This is a genomic window from Pseudomonas sp. NFPP04 (genome assembly GCF_900113815.1).
GTDB classification, from domain to species: Bacteria; Pseudomonadota; Gammaproteobacteria; order Pseudomonadales; family Pseudomonadaceae; genus Aquipseudomonas; species Aquipseudomonas extremorientalis.
The window spans coordinates 219169-236791 of the sequence record NZ_FOQS01000001.1; the positions used below are offsets into that span (position 1 = coordinate 219169).

Here is a 17623-nt window from a genome sequence, read left to right on the forward strand (position 1 = left end):
ATCTAAGGCCGACTATGGGGACTGACACACTGGCGATCAGCAGCGGACGAATGTTTCGTTATGCGTTTGGCTCGCTGCTGCTATTGGCAGGTACTGCATTGCTGGTGGCCCACGGGCTGGCCTGGCTGAACCTGGAACCGCGTATCCTGCGCGCCCTGCAAGGCGGCTCCATTTGCGCTCTGGGGACGGCGCTGGGCGCGGTCCCGGTACTGGTGATCCGACGCATGCCGGTGGCGCTGAGCGACACATTGCTGGGTTTTGGTGCAGGGGTGATGCTGGCGGCGACGGCGTTTTCGCTGATCGTCCCGGGCATTGCCGCGGCTGAAAGCCTGGGGCTCTCACCGTGGGGTGCCAGTGGTTTGATCAGCTTTGGCATCATGCTGGGAGCATTCGGGTTGTACTTGGTTGACCGTAAGGTCTCCGGGGCGAGTCCGGAAATGCTGGTGGGCACGCCGGACAAGCCGGTAATTCCTCCGCGAATTTGGTTGTTCGTGTTCGCCATCATCGCCCACAACATCCCCGAAGGCATGGCGGTAGGCGTTTCCGCCGGTGGTGGCATGCCGGATGCCGACAGCCTGGCCATGGGCATCGCGTTGCAGGACGTGCCCGAAGGACTGGTGATTGCGTTGGTGTTGGCCGGGGCGGGAATGTCGCGGGTCAAGGCGTTCCTGATCGGCGCTGCATCAGGTCTGGTGGAGCCCGTATTCGCTGTGCTCTGCGCCTGGCTGGTCAGCCTGGCCGAAGTGTTGTTGCCTTTGGGGTTGGCCCTGGCTGCTGGCGCGATGCTGTTGGTGGTGACCCACGAAGTCATCCCCGAATCGCGACGCAATGGTCACGAAAAACTCGCCAGCCTGGGCCTGTGCATCGGTTTTTGCTTGATGATGGTGATGGACACCGCTTTGGGGTAGGTAAAGTCTACTGTAGGAGCGAGCAAGCTCGCTTCTACAGAGGGTTATTCACCTTCGTCGAAGTAATTGTTGATCAGCGCCACCAGCGCGGCCATTGCTTCGTCTTCCTGCTCGCCTTCCGTCTTCAAGTGAATCCGGGTGCCCTTGCCGGCCGCCAGCATCATCATGGCCATGATGCTCTTGCCGTCGACCATGGATTCCGGTGTACGCCCGGCGCGGATCTGGCAGGGGAACTGCCCTGCTACGCCCACGAACTTGGCCGAGGCGCGGGCGTGCAAGCCCAGCTTGTTGATGATTTCAATTTCCAGAGCGGGCATCGCGGGGGTGTTCCTTTCAGCTAAGGTCGCGGTGGCGGACCTGGACGTTCTTGAGAGTTTGTTGCAGCACCTGGCCCAGGCGCTCGGTCAGGTAGACGGAGCGGTGATGGCCGCCAGTGCAGCCAATGGCAATGGTGACATAGGCGCGGTTGCTTGCAGCAAAGCGTGGCAGCCATTTGAGCAAGTAGGTGGAAATATCCTGGAACATCTCCTCCACATCCGGTTGCGCCGCCAGGTAATCGGCCACGGGCTGATCCAGCCCGGACTGGTCACGCAGCTCCGGTTTCCAGTACGGGTTAGGCAGGCAGCGCACATCGAACACCAGGTCGGCGTCGACCGGCATGCCGCGCTTGAACCCGAACGACTCCACGAGGAATGCCGTGCCCGGCTCCGGCTGGTTCAGCAGGCGCAGCTTGATGGCATCGCGCAACTGGTACAGGTTGAGGCTGGTGGTGTTTATCTTGAGGTCGGCGAGGTCAATGATCGGTCCCAGCAGCTTGGTTTCGTCTTCGATGGCTTCGGCCAGAGAGCGATGGGAGCTGCTGAGGGGGTGGCGCCGGCGGGTCTCGGAGAAGCGTTTGAGCAGGGTCTCTTCGTCGGCGTCCAGGTACAGCACGTCGCAATGAATGTGCTTGCCCCGCACTTCCTCGAGCAATTGCGGGAATCGCTCGAGGTGGCTGGGCAGGTTACGGGCATCAATCGAAACGGCGACAAGCGGTTGGGCCAGTTCGGTATGGATCAAGGCGCGTTCCGCCAACTCTGGCAGCAGGCCAGCGGGCAGGTTGTCGATGCAATAGAACCCGTTGTCCTCAAGAACGTTGAGGGCGGTGCTTTTACCCGAGCCGGAGCGGCCGCTGACGATGATCAAGCGCATGGTTACTGCCCGCTCTGTTCATCCAGGACAACCTGGTACAACGCCTCATTGCTGCTGGCGCTACGCAGTTTGTCGCGTACTTCCTTGCGGTCGAGCATGCTGGCGATCTGCCGGAGCAGTTCCAGGTGCGCATCGGTAGCGGCTTGCGGGACCAGCAGGACGAACAGCAGGTCTACCGGCGCACCGTCGATGGCGTCGAAATCGATGGGGGCTTCCAGGTGCAGCAGGGCACTGACAGGTGTTTCGCAGCCTTTGAGGCGACAGTGAGGAATGGCGATGCCGTTGCCAAAACCGGTGGAGCCGAGTTTTTCACGGGCAATCAACGCGTCGAAGACATCCTGCATCTCCAGATCCTGCACTTCGCGCGCGATCAGGTTGGCAATTTGTTCGAGGGCTTTCTTCTTGCTGCCACCCGGCACGTTCACGAGGGAACGGCCGGGGGTCAGGATGGTTTCAAGTCGGATCATGGGGGGAGAGTTAACGACCTGTGCCCTGAAGCAGGCTCAGATTCTTTTCCTTATGCTTTTTGAGTTGGCGGTCAAGCTTGTCGGTGAGCAAGTCGATTGCTGCATACATGTCATCATGTTCGGCATTGGCGACCACTTCTCCACCGGGTATCTGAAGAGTCGCTTCGATTTTCTGCTGAAGCTTGTCGACCTTCATGATGACCTGCACGTTGGTGATCTTGTCGAAATGACCCTCAAGCTTCCTCAGCTTCTGCTCGACATAGTCGCGTAGTGGAGGGGTGACTTCTACATGGTGTCCACTGATGTTGACTTGCATACAGCTTCTCCTTCGTTGCCAGTGCATAAAGCGGCAGGCAAAGGCGCCTGCCACTGGAACGCTGTGGCCCGCCCGTCACATCAAACGCTTACGCTCGCTGGAAGGCGCGATCCCGAGGGACTCGCGGTACTTGGCGACGGTTCGACGGGCGACCTGAATGCCTTGTGCCTCCAGTAAACCAGCGATCTTACTGTCACTCAATGGCTTTTTCTGATTTTCCGCGGCAACCAGTTTTTTGATGATCGCGCGGATCGCCGTGGACGAGCATTCACCGCCTTCGGAGGTGCTGACGTGGCTGGAGAAAAAGTATTTCAGTTCATAAATACCCCGTGGGGTATGCATGAATTTCTGCGTGGTCACGCGTGAAATGGTCGACTCATGCATGCCCACCGCTTCGGCGATGTCATGCAGTACCAGCGGCTTCATCGCCTCGTCGCCGTATTCCAGGAAGCCGCGCTGGTGCTCGACGATCTGGGTGGCGACTTTCATCAGGGTTTCGTTGCGGCTTTGCAGGCTCTTGATGAACCAGCGGGCTTCCTGCAACTGGTTGCGCATGAAGGTGTTATCGGCGCTGGTGTCGGCGCGGCGGACGAAACCGGCATATTGCGGGTTGACCCTCAGGCGTGGCACCGACTCCTGGTTCAGTTCCACCAGCCATCGCTCGTTGTCCTTGCGCACGATCACGTCGGGAACCACGTACTCGGCTTCGCTGGACTCGATTTGCGAGCCAGGGCGCGGGTTGAGGCTCTGTACCAGCTCGATGACCTGGCGCAGGTCGTCTTCCTTGAGCTTCATGCGGCGCATCAACTGGCTGTAGTCGCGGCTGCCCAGCAGGTCGATGTAGTCGGTGACCAGGCGCTGGGCCTCGGCGAGCCATGGGGTCTTGGCCGGCAGCTGGCGCAATTGCAGCAGCAGGCATTCGCTGAGGGTGCGCGCGCCGATACCGGCAGGCTCGAACTGCTGGATGCGGTGCAGGACGGCTTCGATCTCGTCCAGTTCGATATCCAGTTCGGGGTCGAAGGCTTCAAGAATTTCTTCGAGCGTCTCGTCTAGATAACCCTGATTGTTGATGCAGTCGATCAGGGTTACGGCGATCAGGCGATCGGTGTCCGACATCGGTGCCAGGTTCAGTTGCCATAGCAGATGGCTCTGCAGGCTCTCGCCGGCAGAGGTGCGGGTGGTGAAATCCCACTCGTCATCGTCGTTGCTGGGCAGGCTGCTGGCGCTGGTCTGGTAGACATCTTCCCAGGCGGTGTCGACCGGAAGCTCGTTGGGAATGCGTTCGTTCCATTCGCCTTCCTCAAGGTTGTCCACCGTGGGGGCGGTTTCCTGGTAGGAGGGTTCCTGCACGTCGGAATTGGGTTTTTGCTCGATGTTATCGGCCAGCGGGTCTGCATTATCGAAGTCGTCGCCTTCTTCCTGGCGTTCGAGCATCGGATTGGACTCCAGGGCCTCCTGGATTTCCTGTTGCAGGTCCAGGGTCGACAATTGGAGCAGGCGGATGGCCTGTTGCAGCTGCGGTGTCATCGTCAGCTGCTGGCCCATTCTCAGGACTAGCGATGGTTTCATGGCAGGGGCTTAACACCTTATTCGCCGGCGCAATGCGCCATCCACGACAGGGCGCGTGAGCGCCAAACATAAGCAAATTATATGCCTGATGTCGGGTGCTTTGCCTAGAGCGCGGTAACAATAAAAATCCGGAGGTTTTCATTGACTCCCGCGCACCTTGGCGAACGCCGTGACACCACGGTGTTTACAGGCGGAACTCGTGACCCAGATACACTTCCTTGACCAGTTCATTGGCCAGGATTGTGGCGGAATCACCTTCGGCAATCAGCTGGCCGTCATTGACGATATAGGCGGTTTCGCAGATGTCGAGCGTCTCACGGACGTTGTGGTCGGTGATCAGCACGCCGATGCCCTTGGCCTTGAGGTGATGGATGATCTGCTTGATGTCGCCGACCGAGATCGGGTCGACGCCGGCAAACGGCTCGTCCAGCAGGATGAACTTGGGTGCAGTGGCCAGGGCGCGGGCGATTTCCACGCGGCGACGCTCACCACCGGACAGGCTCATGCCGAGGTTGTCGCGGATATGGTTGATGTGGAACTCCTGCAGCAGGCTTTCCAGCTCCTTGCGACGGCCGTCACGGTCGAGTTCCTTGCGGGTCTCGAGGATCGCCATGATATTGTCCGACACCGACAGTTTGCGGAAGATCGACGCTTCCTGTGGAAGATAGCCGATACCGGCACGGGCGCGGCCGTGCATTGGCTGGTGGCTCACGTCCAGGTCATCGATCAGCACGCGCCCCTGGTCCGCCTGGACCAGGCCGACGATCATGTAGAAGCAAGTGGTCTTGCCGGCGCCGTTAGGGCCGAGCAAGCCGACGATCTGGCCGCTGTCGATCGACAGGCTGACGTCGCGCACGACCTGACGGCTTTTATAGGCCTTGGCCAGATGCTGGGCTTTCAGGGTTGCCATTACTCGGCCTTCTTCTTCGGCTGGATAACCATGTCGATCCGTGGACGAGGCGCGGTGACCTTGTTGCCATTGGCACGACCGGCGTTTGCAATCTGTTTCACGGTGTCATAGGTGATCTTCTCACCTTCCGTGGAGTTGCCATCGGGGCTGAGCACCTTGGCCTGGTCGATCAGGACGATGCGGTTCTGCTGGGCATGGTACTGGATGGTCTTGCCGTAGCCCTTCATCGGTCCGGTATCGGTCGCGGACTGCTTCTGTTCGAAGTAAGCCAGGTTGCCGACCGAGGTCACGACATCGATATCGCCGGTCTTGGTGCGCGTAAGCGTCACGGTATTGCCGGTGATTTTCATCGAACCCTGCGTGATGATCACGCCGCCGGTGTAGGTGGCCACGCCTTGCTTGTCATCCAGTTGCGCATCATCAGCTGAAATGTGGATCGGCTGCTGGCTATCGTTCGGCAGAGCCCAGGCGCTCACGCTTCCCAGTGCTGCGCCCAGGCCGAGCAAAATAGGGAGAGTTTTAACGAGCCTCATACTGTCCTCTTACGTTCGATAGCAGGTGTATCCTGCTTTCTTTCAAATACGCTTTCATTCCCTTGCCAGTCGATACACCGCCAGCGCCGTCGATTCTAACGTCTTGCTCGGTCTGCGCATATTGCTTCTGCGGGAATACGGTCATGCGACTGCTGGTAATCACGGTCTCACGGCTTTTATCGTCAGTGCGCGCAATGCGCACCGAGTCGATCAGTTCCACCTCGGTACCGTCCGGGTTGACCTCGCCACGCTTGCTGGTGACGTGCCATGGGAACTCGGTACCGCGGTAAATGTTCATGTCCGGGTTGGTCAGCAAGGTGACTTCGGTGGCCTTCACATGCTCGACCTTGTCCGAGGTCATCTCGTATTGCACCTTGCCGTCAGGCAGGAACTGCACGCTTTTGGCATTGATGGCGTAATAGTCGATAGCGCCCTCGTCAACCTGCGCAGCAGGCTGGTCGAGAAAGCGCTCCGGGCTGATATTCCAGTAGCCCACCGCCAGGAACAGCGCGGCGATGACCCCGAATAACAGGAAGTTGCGAATCTTTTTGCTCGGCATAAAACGCTCTATAAGTAGGCGGCGTGGGCCGCTTCAAGGCTGCCCTGGGCACGCAGGATCAGCTCGCAGAACTCGCGGGCGGCACCTTCGCCGCCGCGGGCGCTGGTGATGCCATGGGCGTGTTCGCGAACAAACGCCGCCGCATTGGCGACGGCCATGCCCAGGCCTACTCGGCGAATCACCGGCAGGTCTGGCAGGTCGTCACCCAAGTAGGCGACCTGCTCATAGCTTAGGTTGAGTTGGCCAAGAAGCTCGTCCAGAACCACCAGTTTATCCTCGCGGCCCTGATACAGGTGAGGAATCCCCAGGTTTTGTGCACGCCGTTCCACAACGGGCGTTTTCCGGCCGCTGATAATTGCCGTTTGCACGCCCGCCGCCATCAACATTTTGATGCCCTGGCCGTCCAGCGTGTTGAATGTCTTGAATTCGCTGCCGTCTTCGAGAAAGTACAGGCGGCCGTCGGTCAGCACACCGTCAACGTCGAAAATCGCGAGTTTGATATTTTTGCCGCGTTGCAACAGGTCGCTGGTCATCTACATCACTCCTGCACGCAGCAAGTCGTGCATGTTCAGGGCGCCAATCGGGCGGTCGTCGCCATCAACCACCACCAGCGCGCCGATCTTGTGGTCTTCCATGATCTTCAAGGCTTCGGCTGCCAGCATCTCGGGGCGCGCGGTCTTGCCGTGGGGTGTCATTACCGCGTCGATGGTGGCGGTGTGGATATCAATCGTGCGGTCCAGGGTACGGCGCAGGTCGCCGTCGGTGAAGACCCCGGCCAGGCGGCCATCGGCCTCGAGGATCACGGTCATGCCCAGGCCCTTGCGGGTCATTTCCATCAGCGCGTCTTTCAGCAGGGTGCCGCGCTGGACGTGAGGCAATTCATCGCCCGAGTGCATGACGTTTTCCACTTTCAGCAGCAGGCGGCGGCCCAGGGCGCCGCCTGGATGGGAAAACGCGAAGTCTTCAGCGGTAAACCCCCGGGCTTCCAGCAGTGCTACGGACAAGGCATCGCCCATGACCAGTGCCGCGGTGGTGGAGGAGGTGGGTGCCAGGTTCAGCGGGCAGGCCTCGTGGTCCACGTGGACGTTCAGGTTCACTTCGGCGGCCTTGGCCAGCGTCGACTCCGGGTTGCCGGTGATGCTGATCATCTTGATGCCCAGGCGTTTGATCAGCGGCAACAGGGTCACGATTTCGTTGGTCGTGCCGGAGTTGGACAGGGCAAGGATGATGTCATCCTTGGTGATCATGCCCATGTCGCCGTGGCTGGCTTCGGCCGGGTGCACGAAAAACGCGGTGGTTCCGGTGCTGGCCAGGGTGGCGGCGATCTTGTTGCCGACGTGGCCCGACTTGCCCATGCCGACCACCACGACGCGGCCCTTGCTGGCCAGAATCATCTCGCAGGCGCGTACGAAATCCGCGTCAATATGCGTCAGCAAGCCTTCTACGGCTTCAAGCTCGAGGCGGATGGTGCGTTGTGCGGATTGAATAAGGTCGCTGGATTGGCTCATGTCTGAAATCGTATAGCCTGACGAAAAGTCGGCGATTATAGCGGTAATGATCAATTCCCTCACGCAAGTTCGTCAGGGTTTGTTCGCAATGTGCTTGAGATTCAACCCCAGCAACGATTTTTCCCTGTCCCCAATCTGAACAAGCACTGTTCCGGCCTTGGGCGCCTTGTACCAGCAGTGATATAGTTCGCCGCCAGTTCGGTCCGCCCAGCCCACGTGGCCAACTATTGCACAAAGGTTGCAAACGTTTGTCGCAAGCGTGGTGTCTGAGTGAGAGGCTGCATCCCAAGGAGTTTAGATGAGTGCCGATAACGCCTACGCGGTCGAGCTGAAGGGACTGACCTTCAAGCGCGGGACGCGCAGCATCTTCAATAACGTCGATATCCGCATTCCGCGCGGCAAGGTCACGGGCATCATGGGGCCTTCCGGTTGCGGCAAGACCACGCTGCTGCGCCTGATGGGCATGCAATTGCGCCCCAGTGCGGGAGAAGTGTGGGTCAACGGCCAGAACCTGCCGACGCTGTCGCGCAGCGATCTGTTCGATGCACGCAAGCACATGGGTGTGCTGTTCCAGAGCGGTGCGCTGTTCACCGATCTTGATGTTTTCGAGAACGTGGCCTTTCCGCTGCGGGTGCATACCCAGCTGTCCGATGAGATGATTCGTGACATTGTGTTGCTGAAACTGCAGGCCGTAGGCCTTCGCGGCGCCATCGACCTGATGCCCGATGAATTGTCTGGTGGGATGAAGCGCCGTGTGGCGCTGGCGCGTGCCATCGCCCTCGACCCGCAGATTCTCATGTACGACGAGCCCTTCGTCGGCCAGGACCCCATCGCCATGGGCGTGCTGGTGCGTCTGATCCGTCTGCTCAACGATGCACTGGGCATCACCAGCATCGTGGTCTCCCACGATCTTGCAGAAACCGCGAGCATTGCCGATTACCTCTATGTAGTGGGCGATGGCCAGGTGCTGGGGCAGGGCACGCCCGAAGAGCTGATGAACGCCGACAACCCGCGCATTCGCCAATTCATGACCGGCGATCCTGATGGCCCGGTGCCTTTTCACTTTCCGGCGGCGGATTACCGCTCAGATCTTCTGGGGAAGCGCTGATGCGCAAGACATCTCTTATCGAGAAGGTTCGCCTTTTCGGTCGCTCGGGCATCGACATCGTCGAAGTGCTGGGCCGTTCGACGATTTTCCTGTTCCACGCATTGCTCGGCCGTGGCGGCATTGGCGGCGGCTTTGGCCTGCTGGTCAAGCAGTTGCATTCGGTGGGCGTGATGTCCCTGGTGATCATCGTGGTCTCCGGGGTGTTCATTGGCATGGTGCTGGCGTTGCAGGGCTTCAATATCCTGTCCAGCTATGGTTCGGAGCAGGCGGTGGGGCAGATGGTCGCCCTGACGCTGTTGCGTGAACTGGGGCCGGTGGTGACCGCCCTGCTGTTCGCCGGGCGCGCGGGCTCCGCGCTGACTGCCGAAATCGGCAACATGAAGTCCACCGAACAGCTGTCCAGCCTGGAAATGATCGGCGTGGACCCGCTCAAGTACATTGTTGCCCCACGCCTGTGGGCCGGCTTCATTTCCCTGCCACTGCTGGCGATGATCTTCAGCGTGGTCGGGATCTGGGGTGGTTCGTGGGTGGCGGTGGACTGGCTGGGCGTCTACGACGGCTCCTACTGGGCCAACATGCAGAACAGCGTGACGTTCACTGGCGACGTGCTCAACGGCATCATAAAGAGCATCGTGTTCGCCTTTGTTGTCACCTGGATCGCCGTATTCCAAGGCTATGACTGTGAGCCCACCTCAGAAGGGATCAGTCGCGCCACCACCAAGACCGTTGTGTACGCCTCGCTGGCGGTACTGGGCCTTGACTTCATTTTGACCGCCTTGATGTTTGGAGATTTCTGATGCAAAACCGCACTGTGGAAATCGGTGTCGGCCTTTTCTTGCTGGCTGGCATCCTGGCTTTACTCTTGTTGGCCCTGCGCGTCAGCGGCCTGTCGGCCAGCCCCACTGCCGACACTTATAAACTTTACGCATACTTCGACAATATCGCCGGTTTGACTGTCAGAGCTAAAGTGACCATGGCCGGTGTGACCATCGGCAAGGTCACGGCAATCGATCTGGATCGCGACAGCTTCACCGGCCGAGTGACGATGCAACTGGACAAGAAGGTAGATAATCTGCCGACTGACTCCACTGCATCTATTCTCACTGCGGGTCTGCTGGGCGAGAAATACATCGGTATCAGCGTGGGTGGGGAAACAGCCCTGCTCAAGGATGGCTCGACAATCCACGACACACAGTCGTCGCTGGTGCTTGAGGACCTGATCGGTAAATTCCTGCTTAATACGGTCAATAAAGACGCCAAATGAGGAATCTGTTCATGATCTCTACCTTGCGACGTGGCCTGCTGGTGCTGTTGGCAGCGCTGCCGCTGATAGCTAACGCGGCAGGTTCTGCGCACGATCTGGTGCAGGACACGACCAACAAAATGCTGGCTGACCTCACTGCCAATAAAGAGCAGTACAAGCAAGATCCGAGCAAGTTTTACGATGCGCTCAACGCCATTGTCGGCCCGGTGGTCGATGCCGAAGGCATTTCCCGCAGCATCATGACGGTCAAGTATTCGCGCAAGGCGACGCCTGCGCAGATGCAGACCTTCCAGGAAAACTTCAAGAAAGGCCTGTTCCAGTTCTATGGCAACGCGCTGCTCGAGTACAACAACCAGGGCATTACCGTTGCGCCTGCCGGGGACGAGTCGGGTAATCGCACCAGCGTCAACATGAGCGTCAAGGGCAACAACGGTGCCGTCTACCCTGTGCAATACACGCTCGAGAAGGTCAACGGCGAGTGGAAGCTGCGCAACGTGATCATCAACGGTATCAACATCGGCAAGCTGTTCCGTGATCAGTTCGCTGACGCGATGCAGCGTAATGGCAACGACCTGGACAAAACCATCAACGGTTGGGCCGGTGAAGTCGCCAAAGCCAAGGAAACATCCGATAAAGAAGCCGGGAAGCCTGTGCAATGACCGAGTCGGCTGTTCGTCTTGGCGACGCCGGTGAGTTGTTCCTCAGCGGCGTGCTGGATTACCGCACCGGGCCTGAGCTGCGCAAGCAGGGTCAGGCGCTGATCAAAACCAGCACTGCGCCCGCGTTGGTGCTGGATTGTTCTGCCGTGACCAAGTCCAGCAGCGTCGGCTTGTCGCTGCTGCTGTGCTTCATGCGTGATGCTGAGGCGGCCAGGAAGCCGGTCAGCATCCGGGCATTGCCCGAAGACATGCGCGAAATCGCCGAAGTTTCCGGTCTGACCGAGCTGCTGGCGCATCCTTAATACACATTATTAAAGAGGCCCCCCGTCAGAGTCCTGCTATGCGGGGTTCGCAGGCGCGGGGCTTTTTTGTATGATGTGCGACCCGCGCGCACTGGGCGCCGATAGAGGTTGAGCATGCAGGCCCTAGAAGTTAAGAGCTTTCTTGAAGGAAAGCTGCCGGAAACGACCGTTGAAGTTGAAGGCGAAGGCTGCAACTTCCAGCTGAACGTGATTAGCGATGAACTGGCGGCACTCAGCCCGGTCAAGCGTCAGCAGCAGATCTATGCCCATTTGAACCCGTGGATCACCGATGGCAGCATCCATGCGGTCACTATGAAATTTTTCAGCCGCGCGGCCTGGGCCGAGCGCACCTGAGCCCCCAAGGCGTCGAGATTCTTATGGATAAATTGATTATTACCGGCGGTGCCCGCCTTGATGGCGAGATTCGCATCTCCGGTGCAAAAAACTCCGCCTTGCCGATCCTGGCAGCGACCCTGCTGTGCGATGGCCCGGTGACCGTGGCCAACCTGCCGCACCTGCACGACATCACCACCATGATCGAGTTGTTCGGTCGCATGGGTATCGAGCCGGTGATCGACGAGAAACTGGCCGTCGAAATCGACCCACGCACCATCAAGACCCTGATAGCCCCGTACGAACTGGTGAAAACCATGCGTGCGTCGATCCTGGTGCTTGGCCCGATGGTTGCCCGTTTCGGCGAAGCCGAAGTCGCCCTGCCTGGCGGTTGCGCCATTGGCTCGCGTCCGGTTGACCTGCACATCCGTGGCCTTGAAGCCATGGGCGCCGTTATCGACGTCGAAGGCGGCTACATCAAGGCCAAGGCGCCGGAAGGCGGCCTGCGTGGCGCCAACTTCTTCTTTGATACTGTCAGTGTGACCGGCACCGAGAACATCATGATGGCCGCTGCCCTGGCCAAAGGCCGCAGCGTCCTGCAAAACGCCGCGCGCGAGCCGGAAGTGGTCGACCTGGCCAACTTCCTGAACGCCATGGGCGCGAAGGTTTCCGGTGCGGGCACCGACACCATCACCATCGATGGCGTAGAGCGTCTGCATACCGCCACCTACAAGGTAATGCCTGACCGCATCGAGACCGGTACCTACCTGGTTGCCGCCGCCGTCACCGGTGGCCGCGTCAAGGTCAAGGACACCGATCCGACCATCCTGGAAGCGGTCCTGGAAAAGCTGCGCGAAGCCGGTGCGGAAATCACTACCGGTGAAGACTGGATCGAGCTGAACATGCACGGCAAGCGTCCCAAGGCCGTCAACGTGCGTACCGCTCCGTACCCGGCGTTCCCGACCGATATGCAAGCGCAGTTCATCTCCCTGAACGCGATTGCCGAAGGCACCGGTGCCGTGATCGAGACCATCTTCGAAAACCGCTTCATGCACGTGTACGAATTGCACCGCATGGGCGCGAAGATCCAGGTCGAAGGCAACACCGCCATCGTCACCGGCACCGAGAAACTCAAGGGCGCGCCAGTCATGGCCACCGACCTGCGTGCGTCGGCCAGCCTGGTGATCTCGGCGCTGATCGCCGAAGGCGACACCCTGATCGACCGCATCTACCACATAGACCGTGGTTACGAGTGCATTGAAGAAAAACTGCAGATGCTCGGCGCGAAAATCCGCCGCGTACCGGGCTAGTCCCGGAAGCTGTAACGGTGGGGGAGGGTAATCTTTCTCCACAGGATTTGTTTCAAATCGAGGCTGTAATGGCCTCGATCTGTGTCCGGCGCCGTTTGCGACCGGACCGCAATAGCCTGATAAAGGATTGACGTTTCCCATGTTGACCATCGCACTGTCCAAGGGCCGCATCCTTGACGACACGTTGCCGCTTCTGGCTGAAGCGGGCATCGTGCCGACCGAGAATCCGGACAAGAGCCGCAAGCTGATCATCCCCACGACCCAGGAAGACGTGCGCCTGTTGATCGTGCGCGCTACCGACGTGCCGACCTACGTTGAACATGGCGCGGCCGACCTCGGCGTCGCCGGTAAAGACGTGCTGATGGAATATGGTGGCCAGGGCCTGTACGAGCCGTTGGACCTGCGTATCGCCCTGTGCAAGCTGATGACCGCCGGCCGTGTCGGTGATGTGGAGCCGAAGGGCCGCCTGCGCGTGGCGACCAAGTTCGTCAACGTCGCCAAGCGCTACTACGCCGAGCAAGGCCGCCAGGTCGACATCATCAAGCTTTACGGCTCGATGGAGCTGGCGCCGTTGATCGGCCTGGCTGACAAGATCATCGACGTGGTCGACACCGGTAACACCCTGCGCGCCAACGGTCTTGAGCCGCAGGACTTCATTGCCGACATCAGCTCCCGTCTGATCGTCAACAAGGCATCGATGAAGATGCAGCACGCCCGTATCCAGGCGTTGATCGACACGCTGCGCAAGGCAGTGGAGTCGCGACACCGCGGTTGACCTACCCGCGCGGCCCTGGGTCGCGCCCGTCTATCCGCCTCATAGCCAGAATTCTCAGGTGCCCAAGCGGATCGACTGCTAACTTTCGGCGCCTGAGCATTTTTGCCAATCCTATGAGGCCCTCGCTATGACCACGTCCACTGCAATTGCCCGACTCAACGCTGCCGACCCGGATTTCGCCCATCATCTGGATCATCTGCTGAGCTGGGAAAGCGTGTCCGACGATTCGGTCAACCAGCGGGTGCTCGACATCATCAAGGCCGTGCGCGAGCGCGGTGATGCGGCGCTTGTGGACTTCACCCGCCAGTTTGACGGTCTGGACGTCAAGTCCATGGCTGACCTGATCCTGCCCCGCGAACGCCTGGAGCTGGCCCTGACGCGCATCACCGCGCCGCAGCGCGAAGCCCTGGAAGTGGCGGCGGCGCGTGTGCGCAGCTACCACGAAAAACAGAAACAGGACTCCTGGAGCTACACCGAGGCCGACGGTACTGTGCTGGGCCAGAAGGTCACGCCGCTGGACCGCGCCGGTTTGTACGTGCCGGGTGGCAAGGCTTCGTACCCTTCATCGGTGCTGATGAACGCGATCCCGGCCAAAGTGGCGGGTGTGACCGAGGTGGTCATGGTGGTGCCGACGCCGCGTGGTGAAATCAACGAGCTGGTGCTGGCAGCGGCCTGCATCGCCGGTGTTGATCGGGTTTTCACCATCGGTGGTGCCCAAGCCGTTGCCGCCCTGGCCTATGGCACTGAAAGCGTACCGAAGGTCGACAAAGTGGTCGGCCCCGGCAACATCTATGTTGCCACTGCCAAGCGCCATGTGTTCGGCCAGGTCGGTATCGACATGATCGCCGGCCCTTCGGAAATCCTCGTGGTGTGCGACGGTCAGACCGATCCGGACTGGATCGCCATGGACCTGTTCTCCCAGGCCGAGCACGACGAAGACGCCCAGGCGATCCTGGTCAGTCCGGACGCCGAGTTCCTCGACAGGGTCGCGGCCAGCATCAATAAGCTGCTGCCGACCATGGAGCGCGCCGAGATCATCGAGAAATCGATCAATGGCCGTGGTGCGCTGATCCTGGTGCGCGACATGGAGCAAGCCATCGACGTGGCCAACCGCATCGCGCCGGAGCACCTGGAGTTGTCCGTCGCCGACCCACAAGCCTGGCTGCCGTCGATTCGCCACGCCGGTGCGATCTTCATGGGCCGCCACACCAGCGAGGCCCTGGGCGACTACTGCGCAGGCCCGAACCACGTGCTGCCGACTTCCGGCACCGCGCGTTTCTCGTCGCCGCTGGGGGTGTATGACTTCCAGAAGCGTTCGTCGATCATTTTCTGCTCGCCGCAGGGCGCTTCCGAGCTGGGCAAGACTGCCTCGGTGCTGGCCCGTGGTGAATCCCTCAGCGCGCACGCCCGCAGTGCCGAATACCGCATCCTTGAAGAGAAGGGGAACTGAGACATGAGCAAATTCTGGAGCCCTTTCGTCAAGGACCTCGTGCCTTACGTGCCCGGTGAACAACCGAAGCTGACCAAACTGGTCAAGCTCAATACCAATGAAAACCCCTACGGTCCGTCGCCCAAAGCGTTGGCGGCAATGCAGGCCGAGTTGAATGACAACCTGCGCCTGTACCCGGACCCCAACAGCGACCTGCTCAAACAGGCGGTGGCCACGTATTACGGGATCGACGCCGCTAAAGTCTTCCTCGGCAACGGTTCCGACGAAGTGCTGGCGCACATCTTCCACGGTTTGTTCCAGCACGACCTGCCGCTGCTGTTCCCGGATATCAGCTACAGCTTCTATCCGGTTTACTGCGGCCTTTATGGCATCAAGTCCGACCCGGTGCCGCTGGATGACCAGTTCCAGATTCGCGTGGCGGATTACGCCAAGCCCAACGGCGGGATCATTTTTCCCAACCCGAACGCGCCGACCGGCTGCGTGCTGGCGCTGGACGCGGTGGAGCAGATCCTCAAGGCCAGCCCGGATTCGGTGGTGGTGGTCGATGAAGCCTATATCGACTTCGGCGGTGAAACCGCGATCAGCCTGGTGGATCGCTACCCGAACCTGCTGGTCACCCAGACCCTGTCCAAATCGCGCTCACTGGCCGGTTTGCGTGTGGGCCTGGCCGTGGGCCACCCGGACTTGATCGAGGCGCTGGAGCGGGTCAAGAACAGCTTCAACTCCTATCCACTGGACCGCCTGGCGATTGTTGGCGCGGCGGCGGCGTTCGAGGACCGTGAGTATTTCGAGAAGACGTGCCGGTTGGTGATCGACAGTCGCGACAAGCTGGTCGCGCAACTGGAAGAGAAAAGCTTTGAAGTGCTGCCGTCGGCTGCCAACTTCATCTTTGCCCGTCACCCACGGCACGACGCTGCGGGCCTGGCGGCCAAGTTGCGTGAGCAAGGGGTGATCGTGCGGCACTTCAAGCAGGAGCGGATTGCCCAGTTCCTGCGGATCAGCATCGGTACGCCGGAGCAGAACCAGGCGTTGATCGATGGGCTCGGTGAGCTCTAAGCCACACTGAAGAGCAAAATGTGGGAGGGGGCTTGCCCCCGATTGCGGTGTATCAGTCAGCTAATGCATTGACTGACACACTGCTATCGGGGGCAAGCCCCCTCCCACATTGGGTTTCGCGGTACTGGTTAGAGCAACGGCTCATCCGACTTCTTGTTCTTCCAACCATCATTGCCCGGCAGCAGCAGGTTCAAGCCAATCGCCACCACCGCACACAGGGCGATGCCCTTGAGGCCGAAGTCATCCGGGCCGGTGCCGGTGCCGACCAGCACACCGCCAATCCCGAACACCAGGGTCACCGATACAATCACCAGGTTGCGCGCTTCGCCCAGGTCGATCTTGTGGCGGATCAGCGTGTTCATCCCCACCGCGGCAATCGAGCCGAACAGCAGGCACAGAATCCCGCCCATCACCGGCACCGGAATGCTCTGCAGCAACGCGCCGAACTTGCCGATGAACGCCAGGCTGATGGCAAACACCGCTGCCCAGGTCATGATCTTCGGGTTGTAGTTCTTGGTCAGCATCACCGCGCCGGTCACTTCGGCGTAGGTGGTGTTGGGTGGGCCGCCGAACAGACCGGCAGCCGTGGTGGCAATGCCGTCACCCAGCAGGGTGCGGTGCAGGCCGGGCTTCTTCAAGTAGTCGCGACCGGTCACGCTGCCCACCGCAATCACGCCGCCGATATGTTCGATTGCCGGGGCCAGGGCCACCGGGACGATGAACAGGATCGCCTGCCAGTTGAATTCCGGCGCGGTGAAGTGGGGCAGGGCGAACCACGGGGCCGCCGCGATCTTCGCCGTGTCGACCACGCCAAAGTAGAACGACATGGCGAAGCCCACCAGCACGCCGGAGATGATCGGCACCAGGCGGAAAATGCCTTTGCCGAACACCGCCACGATCAAGGTGGTCAGCAGCGCAGGCATCGAGATCATCATCGCGGTCTGGTAATGGATCAGCTCAGCGCCATCACCGGCTTTACCCATCGCCATGTTCGCGGCAATCGGCGCCATGGCCAGGCCGATGGAGATGATCACCGGCCCGATCACCACGGGCGGCAGCAGCCGGTCGATAAACCCGGTGCCTTTGATCTTCACCGCCAGGCCCAGGAAGGTGTACACGAAACCCGCCGCCATCACCCCGCCCATGGTCGCCGCGAGGCCGAACTGGCCCTTGGCGAGAATGATCGGGGTAATGAAGGCAAAGCTCGATGCCAGGAAGACCGGCACCTGGCGCCCCGTCACCACCTGGAACAGCAACGTGCCCAGGCCAGCGGTGAACAGTGCGACGTTTGGATCAAGACCTGTGATCAGTGGCATCAACACCAGCGCACCAAATGCTACGAAGAGCATTTGTGCGCCAGACAGGATCTGGCGCCAAAGCGGGTCGTTGAATTCATCCTGCATGC

General features: G+C 60.2%; 22 protein-coding genes. 11 read left to right on the top strand and 11 right to left on the bottom strand.

Features of this window, described 5'->3' with window-relative positions:
* The first annotated feature begins 14 nt into the window (after nucleotides 1-14).
* Entirely contained in the window at nucleotides 15-908 is an 894-nt protein-coding gene (locus tag BM017_RS01085) for a ZIP family metal transporter (protein ID WP_071491150.1), read from the top strand.
* 44 nt (nucleotides 909-952) lie between these two features.
* Here BM017_RS01085 and BM017_RS01090 read toward each other — a convergent pair whose 3' ends face one another.
* From BM017_RS01090 to BM017_RS01135, 10 genes are all read right to left on the bottom strand, one after another.
* On the bottom strand, nucleotides 953-1225 hold the full coding sequence (locus BM017_RS01090) for an HPr family phosphocarrier protein (protein WP_058422993.1): 273 nt from the start codon (nucleotides 1223-1225) through the stop codon (nucleotides 953-955).
* 16 nt (nucleotides 1226-1241) lie between these two features.
* A complete protein-coding gene (gene rapZ, locus BM017_RS01095) occupies nucleotides 1242-2099 on the bottom strand; it encodes an RNase adapter RapZ (RefSeq protein ID WP_092240739.1) in 858 nt (285 codons plus the stop codon).
* 2 nt (nucleotides 2100-2101) lie between these two features.
* Nucleotides 2102-2566 (bottom strand): PTS IIA-like nitrogen regulatory protein PtsN, encoded by a 465-nt coding sequence (gene ptsN, locus BM017_RS01100; RefSeq protein WP_092240741.1) that lies wholly within the window; start codon nucleotides 2564-2566, stop codon nucleotides 2102-2104.
* A gap of 10 nt (nucleotides 2567-2576) precedes the next feature.
* Nucleotides 2577-2882: a ribosome hibernation-promoting factor, HPF/YfiA family gene (gene hpf / locus BM017_RS01105; protein WP_092240743.1), complete on the bottom strand. Its 306-nt coding sequence runs from the start codon at nucleotides 2880-2882 to the stop codon at nucleotides 2577-2579.
* Between the two features lie 75 nt (nucleotides 2883-2957).
* A complete protein-coding gene (locus BM017_RS01110; RefSeq protein ID WP_016974289.1) occupies nucleotides 2958-4451 on the bottom strand; it encodes an RNA polymerase factor sigma-54 in 1494 nt (497 codons plus the stop codon).
* 184 nt (nucleotides 4452-4635) lie between these two features.
* The gene (gene lptB, locus BM017_RS01115) at nucleotides 4636-5361 is read right to left on the bottom strand and encodes an LPS export ABC transporter ATP-binding protein (RefSeq protein ID WP_016974288.1); all 726 of its coding nucleotides are present in this window, start codon (nucleotides 5359-5361) and stop codon (nucleotides 4636-4638) included.
* Nucleotides 5361-5894 carry a lipopolysaccharide transport periplasmic protein LptA gene (lptA, locus tag BM017_RS01120; RefSeq protein ID WP_032893554.1) on the bottom strand — a complete coding sequence of 178 codons (534 nt, stop codon included), beginning with the start codon at nucleotides 5892-5894 and terminating at the stop codon, nucleotides 5361-5363. The genes lptB and lptA overlap by 1 nt, the downstream gene beginning before the upstream one ends.
* Nucleotides 5881-6453 (bottom strand): LPS export ABC transporter periplasmic protein LptC, encoded by a 573-nt coding sequence (gene lptC, locus BM017_RS01125; RefSeq protein WP_071491151.1) that lies wholly within the window; start codon nucleotides 6451-6453, stop codon nucleotides 5881-5883. The genes lptA and lptC overlap by 14 nt, the downstream gene beginning before the upstream one ends.
* A gap of 8 nt (nucleotides 6454-6461) precedes the next feature.
* Entirely contained in the window at nucleotides 6462-6986 is a 525-nt protein-coding gene (locus BM017_RS01130; protein ID WP_058414321.1) for a KdsC family phosphatase, read from the bottom strand.
* Nucleotides 6987-7961 (bottom strand): KpsF/GutQ family sugar-phosphate isomerase, encoded by a 975-nt coding sequence (locus BM017_RS01135; RefSeq protein WP_092240746.1) that lies wholly within the window; start codon nucleotides 7959-7961, stop codon nucleotides 6987-6989.
* A gap of 298 nt (nucleotides 7962-8259) precedes the next feature.
* Here BM017_RS01135 and BM017_RS01140 point away from each other — a divergent pair, with 298 nt between their 5' ends.
* The 10 genes from BM017_RS01140 to hisC all read left to right on the top strand — a co-directional run bounded on the left by BM017_RS01140 (nucleotide 8260) and on the right by hisC (nucleotide 16218).
* On the top strand, nucleotides 8260-9069 hold the full coding sequence (locus tag BM017_RS01140) for an ATP-binding cassette domain-containing protein (protein WP_003171811.1): 810 nt from the start codon (nucleotides 8260-8262) through the stop codon (nucleotides 9067-9069).
* Nucleotides 9069-9866, top strand: coding sequence for a lipid asymmetry maintenance ABC transporter permease subunit MlaE (gene mlaE, locus BM017_RS01145; RefSeq protein ID WP_003188592.1), 798 nt, complete (start codon nucleotides 9069-9071; stop codon nucleotides 9864-9866). The genes BM017_RS01140 and mlaE overlap by 1 nt, the downstream gene beginning before the upstream one ends.
* The gene (gene mlaD, locus BM017_RS01150) at nucleotides 9866-10333 is read left to right on the top strand and encodes an outer membrane lipid asymmetry maintenance protein MlaD (protein ID WP_017845975.1); all 468 of its coding nucleotides are present in this window, start codon (nucleotides 9866-9868) and stop codon (nucleotides 10331-10333) included. Before mlaE ends, mlaD begins: the two co-directional genes overlap by 1 nt.
* An 11-nt stretch (nucleotides 10334-10344) precedes the next feature.
* Nucleotides 10345-10992, top strand: coding sequence for an MlaC/ttg2D family ABC transporter substrate-binding protein (locus tag BM017_RS01155; RefSeq protein ID WP_092240748.1), 648 nt, complete (start codon nucleotides 10345-10347; stop codon nucleotides 10990-10992).
* Nucleotides 10989-11294, top strand: a complete 306-nt coding sequence (locus tag BM017_RS01160) for an STAS domain-containing protein (RefSeq protein ID WP_071491154.1) — start codon at nucleotides 10989-10991, stop codon at nucleotides 11292-11294. Before BM017_RS01155 ends, BM017_RS01160 begins: the two co-directional genes overlap by 4 nt.
* A gap of 114 nt (nucleotides 11295-11408) precedes the next feature.
* A complete protein-coding gene (locus BM017_RS01165) occupies nucleotides 11409-11648 on the top strand; it encodes a BolA family protein (RefSeq protein WP_003188597.1) in 240 nt (79 codons plus the stop codon).
* Nucleotides 11649-11671: 23 nt separating this feature from the next.
* Nucleotides 11672-12937 (top strand): UDP-N-acetylglucosamine 1-carboxyvinyltransferase, encoded by a 1266-nt coding sequence (murA, locus tag BM017_RS01170; protein WP_010213103.1) that lies wholly within the window; start codon nucleotides 11672-11674, stop codon nucleotides 12935-12937.
* 139 nt (nucleotides 12938-13076) lie between these two features.
* Nucleotides 13077-13712, top strand: a complete 636-nt coding sequence (gene hisG, locus BM017_RS01175; protein ID WP_008026940.1) for an ATP phosphoribosyltransferase — start codon at nucleotides 13077-13079, stop codon at nucleotides 13710-13712.
* Between the two features lie 127 nt (nucleotides 13713-13839).
* A complete protein-coding gene (gene hisD / locus BM017_RS01180; protein WP_092240750.1) occupies nucleotides 13840-15162 on the top strand; it encodes a histidinol dehydrogenase in 1323 nt (440 codons plus the stop codon).
* A 3-nt stretch (nucleotides 15163-15165) separates the two neighbouring features.
* Nucleotides 15166-16218 carry a histidinol-phosphate transaminase gene (gene hisC / locus BM017_RS01185; RefSeq protein WP_092240752.1) on the top strand — a complete coding sequence of 351 codons (1053 nt, stop codon included), beginning with the start codon at nucleotides 15166-15168 and terminating at the stop codon, nucleotides 16216-16218.
* A 128-nt stretch (nucleotides 16219-16346) separates the two neighbouring features.
* On the opposite strand, the gene BM017_RS01190 is transcribed toward hisC, so the two are convergent.
* Nucleotides 16347-17621, bottom strand: coding sequence for a uracil-xanthine permease family protein (locus BM017_RS01190; RefSeq protein ID WP_092240754.1), 1275 nt, complete (start codon nucleotides 17619-17621; stop codon nucleotides 16347-16349).
* Between the last annotated feature and the right edge of the window lie 2 nt (nucleotides 17622-17623).

Excerpts from the sequence above, each read along its gene's own strand:
- BM017_RS01085 (WP_071491150.1), top strand. The coding sequence starts at position 15 with ATGGGGACTGACACACTGGCGATCAGCAGCGGACGAATGTTTCGTTAT.
- BM017_RS01090 (WP_058422993.1), bottom strand. The coding sequence starts at position 1,225 with ATGCCCGCTCTGGAAATTGAAATCATCAACAAGCTGGGCTTGCACGCC.
- rapZ (WP_092240739.1), bottom strand. The coding sequence starts at position 2,099 with ATGCGCTTGATCATCGTCAGCGGCCGCTCCGGCTCGGGTAAAAGCACC.
- ptsN (WP_092240741.1), bottom strand. The coding sequence starts at position 2,566 with ATGATCCGACTTGAAACCATCCTGACCCCCGGCCGTTCCCTCGTGAAC.
- hpf (WP_092240743.1), bottom strand. The coding sequence starts at position 2,882 with ATGCAAGTCAACATCAGTGGACACCATGTAGAAGTCACCCCTCCACTA.
- BM017_RS01110 (WP_016974289.1), bottom strand. The coding sequence starts at position 4,451 with ATGAAACCATCGCTAGTCCTGAGAATGGGCCAGCAGCTGACGATGACA.
- lptB (WP_016974288.1), bottom strand. The coding sequence starts at position 5,361 with ATGGCAACCCTGAAAGCCCAGCATCTGGCCAAGGCCTATAAAAGCCGT.
- lptA (WP_032893554.1), bottom strand. The coding sequence starts at position 5,894 with ATGAGGCTCGTTAAAACTCTCCCTATTTTGCTCGGCCTGGGCGCAGCA.
- lptC (WP_071491151.1), bottom strand. The coding sequence starts at position 6,453 with ATGCCGAGCAAAAAGATTCGCAACTTCCTGTTATTCGGGGTCATCGCC.
- BM017_RS01130 (WP_058414321.1), bottom strand. The coding sequence starts at position 6,986 with ATGACCAGCGACCTGTTGCAACGCGGCAAAAATATCAAACTCGCGATT.
- BM017_RS01135 (WP_092240746.1), bottom strand. The coding sequence starts at position 7,961 with ATGAGCCAATCCAGCGACCTTATTCAATCCGCACAACGCACCATCCGC.
- BM017_RS01140 (WP_003171811.1), top strand. The coding sequence starts at position 8,260 with ATGAGTGCCGATAACGCCTACGCGGTCGAGCTGAAGGGACTGACCTTC.
- mlaE (WP_003188592.1), top strand. The coding sequence starts at position 9,069 with ATGCGCAAGACATCTCTTATCGAGAAGGTTCGCCTTTTCGGTCGCTCG.
- mlaD (WP_017845975.1), top strand. The coding sequence starts at position 9,866 with ATGCAAAACCGCACTGTGGAAATCGGTGTCGGCCTTTTCTTGCTGGCT.
- BM017_RS01155 (WP_092240748.1), top strand. The coding sequence starts at position 10,345 with ATGATCTCTACCTTGCGACGTGGCCTGCTGGTGCTGTTGGCAGCGCTG.
- BM017_RS01160 (WP_071491154.1), top strand. The coding sequence starts at position 10,989 with ATGACCGAGTCGGCTGTTCGTCTTGGCGACGCCGGTGAGTTGTTCCTC.
- BM017_RS01165 (WP_003188597.1), top strand. The coding sequence starts at position 11,409 with ATGCAGGCCCTAGAAGTTAAGAGCTTTCTTGAAGGAAAGCTGCCGGAA.
- murA (WP_010213103.1), top strand. The coding sequence starts at position 11,672 with ATGGATAAATTGATTATTACCGGCGGTGCCCGCCTTGATGGCGAGATT.
- hisG (WP_008026940.1), top strand. The coding sequence starts at position 13,077 with ATGTTGACCATCGCACTGTCCAAGGGCCGCATCCTTGACGACACGTTG.
- hisD (WP_092240750.1), top strand. The coding sequence starts at position 13,840 with ATGACCACGTCCACTGCAATTGCCCGACTCAACGCTGCCGACCCGGAT.
- hisC (WP_092240752.1), top strand. The coding sequence starts at position 15,166 with ATGAGCAAATTCTGGAGCCCTTTCGTCAAGGACCTCGTGCCTTACGTG.
- BM017_RS01190 (WP_092240754.1), bottom strand. The coding sequence starts at position 17,621 with ATGCAGGATGAATTCAACGACCCGCTTTGGCGCCAGATCCTGTCTGGC.